Source organism: Aeromonas sp. ZOR0002 (genome assembly GCF_963866995.1).
GTDB classification, from domain to species: Bacteria; Pseudomonadota; Gammaproteobacteria; order Enterobacterales; family Aeromonadaceae; genus Aeromonas; species Aeromonas caviae.
The window spans coordinates 1-3,693 of the sequence record NZ_CAWMFQ010000105.1 but is presented as its reverse complement, the minus strand read 5'-3'; the positions used below and the strand labels follow the sequence as shown (position 1 = coordinate 3,693).

3 protein-coding genes are annotated in these 3,693 nt (G+C 64.9%); 1 reads left to right on the top strand and 2 read right to left on the bottom strand.

What is annotated here, in order from left to right:
- On the bottom strand, positions 1–1,085 hold a 1,085-nt coding region (locus AACR77_RS06055), incomplete at its 3' end, for a HAMP domain-containing protein (protein WP_042880367.1).
- A 411-nt stretch (positions 1,086–1,496) separates the two neighbouring features.
- Here AACR77_RS06055 and AACR77_RS06050 point away from each other — a divergent pair.
- On the top strand, positions 1,497–2,015 hold the full coding sequence (locus tag AACR77_RS06050) for a class IV adenylate cyclase (protein WP_042880365.1): 519 nt from the start codon (positions 1,497–1,499) through the stop codon (positions 2,013–2,015).
- 57 nt (positions 2,016–2,072) lie between these two features.
- Here the strand turns inward: AACR77_RS06050 and AACR77_RS06045 are convergent, their stop codons facing one another.
- Positions 2,073–3,443 carry a phosphatidylserine decarboxylase family protein gene (locus AACR77_RS06045; protein WP_042880364.1) on the bottom strand — a complete coding sequence of 457 codons (1,371 nt, stop codon included), beginning with the start codon at positions 3,441–3,443 and terminating at the stop codon, positions 2,073–2,075.
- Between the last annotated feature and the right edge of the window lie 250 nt (positions 3,444–3,693).

Sequence of the window (3,693 nt, the reverse complement as noted above, 5' to 3'; positions counted from 1 at the left end):
GCCAGCTCGACGGTGACGTCCCGCAACCGGCTGACGATGCCGTGCAGTCGCGCCACGAACTGGTTGAAGTTCTGGGCCAGCTGCCCCACCTCATCCTGGCTGCGGGTGGCGATCTGCACCGTGAGATCCCCCTCCCCGTGGGCGATGTCGGCAAGCGCCCTGGAGACCCGTCCCAGATCCGCGAACAGGTAGTTGAACATGGCGATGAGCAGGGCACCGAACACCAGCAGCAGCACCAGGGTCAGCCCCACCAGTTGCCACAGCAGGGAGGCGAGCGGCGCCTCCAGCACCTCCTTGTACATCACCATGGCGAGCAGCCAGTCGGTGCCGGGCACGCCTTGCACCGAGAGCAGCACCTCGCGCCCGTTCAGGTTGGCGCCGTGCAGCTCGCCGTCGCGGCTCCACGCATCCAGCGCCGCCCCGGTGAGGCCGGGATCCAGCTCCGCCACATGCTTGAGCGCCAGCTCCTTGTTCGGGTGGCCGACGATGAGGCCGGTGCGGTCGAGCAGCATGGCGTAGCCCTCTCCCTGCACCTTCATGGCCAGCACCTCGTCGATGAGGGCGTCGAGGGAGAGATCCGCCCCGGCCACCCCGATCACCCGGCCCTGATGGCTCACCGGCTCGGCCAGGGTCACCACCATCTGCTGCATGGTCACGCTGACATAGGGCGGCGTGACGATGAGCTTGCCCGCCTTGTCGGCGTTCTGGTACCAGGGGCGGGCCCTGGGGTCATAGTTGGCGGTGTTGAGGGCGGGATCGTGGCGGGTCATCTCCCCCTGCGCCGAACCAAAATAGGTGAGGCCGAAACCGCCGGAGGTGCGGGTCTGCAACAGGTGGGGCACCAGGGCCGTGTCGGGGTCGCGCGCAATGACGGCAGCCAGGGCGTCGACCGCGTGCTTGCGATCCTCAAGCCAGTTGCCGATGGCCACCGAGTGGGCGTGGCCGTAGTTGACCGCCTCGCTCTGGATGGCGTCAAGGGTGCGGGATTTGAGGGTGTGGAAGGCGACAATACCGAGCAGGGCTGCCATCAGCAGCACTACCCCCAGGCTGGCCGCGAGCAGCTTGCCGCGCAACGAGAGAGTCATGACAACGAATCCTTGTGGTAGCCGGGGGCCGGGAATACCCCCATCTTGGTAGTTCTATCGGCACAATCATGAACGGTCTTTAGTGAATCCTGATATTTTTTCATCTATCAACAACAGAACGCACTACCAGCAACAGACTGTTCACTATTCCATGCTGACACCCGCAGACACCACAAGGCCGCCCTAAGGCGGCCATGAGGTCAGGTCGCGGATGACGGGCAGGCACCGGCAGAGCAGGCCAGCACCCGCTGACCTGTCTCTTGAGGGCGGTTTCAGGCGTCTGAAAAGAGGGTTGGCGGGCAGGGTTGAGCATCCATCAGGAACCGAGCTGGTGCTCCCCCTGTTGCCCCCCTCTCGGCAACGTGGACTGTGCTAGATTGGGTATCCCGTTTTCAAGGAGAACCCGCTGCCATGCCACGAAATATCGAGATCAAAGCCCGCATAGCCGGGGTCGATGACCTTATCCCCAGAGCCGCGGCCATCGCCGACAAGGGCCCCGTCGACATCGCCCAGGACGATACCTTCTTTCGCTGTGAATCGGGCCGCTTCAAATTGCGGACGCTCTCCCCGTCGGCAGGCCAGCTCATCTTCTACCGCAGGCCTGATCAACAGGGTCCGAAGGAGAGCTACTACCACATCACGCCAACGAACGAGCCGGACAAGCTGCGGGAAACGCTCACCCTGGCTTGCGGCCAGATTGGCAGAGTGCGAAAACAGCGGACCCTGTTTCTGGTGGGCAGAACCCGGATCCATCTCGACCGGGTTGAAGGGCTGGGCCACTTCCTCGAACTGGAAGTGATGCTGGAGGATGACGAGCCGCGCGAGGTGGGGATGCAGGAAGCTCACGACATCATGGCGCGTCTCGGTATCGAGCCCTCCCGGTTGATCGAAGGCGCCTATCTGGATCTCCTGCTGCAACGACAACCCTGAGGGATTCACAACAACAAGGCCGCCTCAAGGGCGGCCTCGTACCATCAGGGAGCAGGGTTATGTCACCCGCGCCAGCGCCGTGTTGATCCTCAGGTTGGTCGCCTCCAGCCCCGGCTGCTGGCCGTAGAAGTCGAACGCCAGCTCGACCCCGGGGCGAAACAGCAGGCAGTGGGTGGAGCCGCCGAAGTGGAACATGCCGAGCTGCTCCCCCTTCGCGATCCGCTGCCCCGGCTGCACCGTCACCTCGCAGCTCGACACCTCCGCCATGCCCACCGGCACCACGCACATCAGGCCGATTTTGGGGTTGTCCGCCTCGATGAAGATGAGTGCCCGGGTCGCCACCGCGGTGAGGAAGGGCTGGGACTGGTTCGGGGCGCTGGGGTCGGGCCCCGCCGGGCTGTCGAAACCCTGGTGGCGGTTGGCCAGGTAGTAGCTGCCGTTGACCACTTTGACCGAGCGCACCGTGCCGCTCACCGGGCTGTGCCAGCGGTGATAGCTGAGGGCGCTGAGGAAGGCCTGATAGAGGGTGCCCCCCTCGAACGCGGCGGCGCGCGGGTCGAAGTCCAGCAGGTTGTCCAGGGAATAGGGCTGCCCCTTGAGCCAGAAGGCGTCCTGCCGCCTTACCCCGGTCACCACCTGCAGCGGGGCCGACTCGCAGGCGTTGGCGATCACGCTGTCATCGTCCGGGGCCGTCACCGGCCGCACGCCGGGGCAGAAGCGGCGGGTGAAGAAGTCGTCCCAGCTGGCGAAGCCCTCGTATTCCTCTCCCGGCACGGTGTGGAAGATCCCCTCGAAGCGCTCTGGGGTGGGGTTGTTGCCGGCCCCGAGCGCCCCCTGCGCCACCTTGACCATCTCCCGTTTCGCCACCTCCCCGAGCCAGGGGACGATCAGGGTCTGGCGATCCAGGGGGCTCACCGACTCCGTCAGCACATAACGGGACGCGGGACCTTGCAGGAAGTCGGCCCAGTAACCGAGGATCTTGCGCAGTTGCTGGTTCACCAGCGCATTGGCAAAGAAGTCGTACCCGGCGGCCGTCGCCATGGGCCAGTTGAGCAGGGCATTGATGGGGAATCCGATCAGCCCGGCAGGCTCCTGGGTCTGCACATCCTGATAGGCTTCCGGGGCCGTGGTCATGATGCCGTTGAGCAGCTGCAGGAACTCATCGAAGCTGCGCACCTGGACCTGACCGAGCGGCGTACTGTGCTCGTGCTGCCACGCCTCGTCAAACATCCCCTGGGCCTGCTGATGCAGGAGAGGATCCTGCTCCACCAGCGCCTTCAATCCGGCGATCGGGGCCACCAGCGGGCGAGGCTGGAGGGTGACCGCCTGACGCAGCCGCTGTACCCAGCGCGCCACATGGGCCTGATCCCGGGGGACCCAGCCACCGGCATGGGCATGGGGGGGACGTGTATCCACTGCCTTGTTCATCGCTCTCTCCTTGTTGAAGCGCCTTGGGCCCGCCGGATGCGATGCGCCAGAGGGCGCCATCTGGCAGGAAGCAAGGTGTAGCACAGGGGAAAAGCGGCCTCCATTGGCAGAAATGGCAGCGGCGAAGCGGGGAAAAAGAGGCTAACGGAGGCGATGGCAAACGCCGGAAATGCGAAAGGCCAGCTCAATGAGCTGGCCTTTCTGAAAAATGGCAGGGGCGGCAGGACTCGAACCCGCAACCATCGGTTTT

Coding starts and splice junctions, on each gene's coding strand:
- AACR77_RS06050 (WP_042880365.1), top strand. CDS start 1,497: ATGCCACGAAATATCGAGATCAAAGCCCGCATAGCCGGGGTCGATGAC.
- AACR77_RS06045 (WP_042880364.1), bottom strand. CDS start 3,443: ATGAACAAGGCAGTGGATACACGTCCCCCCCATGCCCATGCCGGTGGC.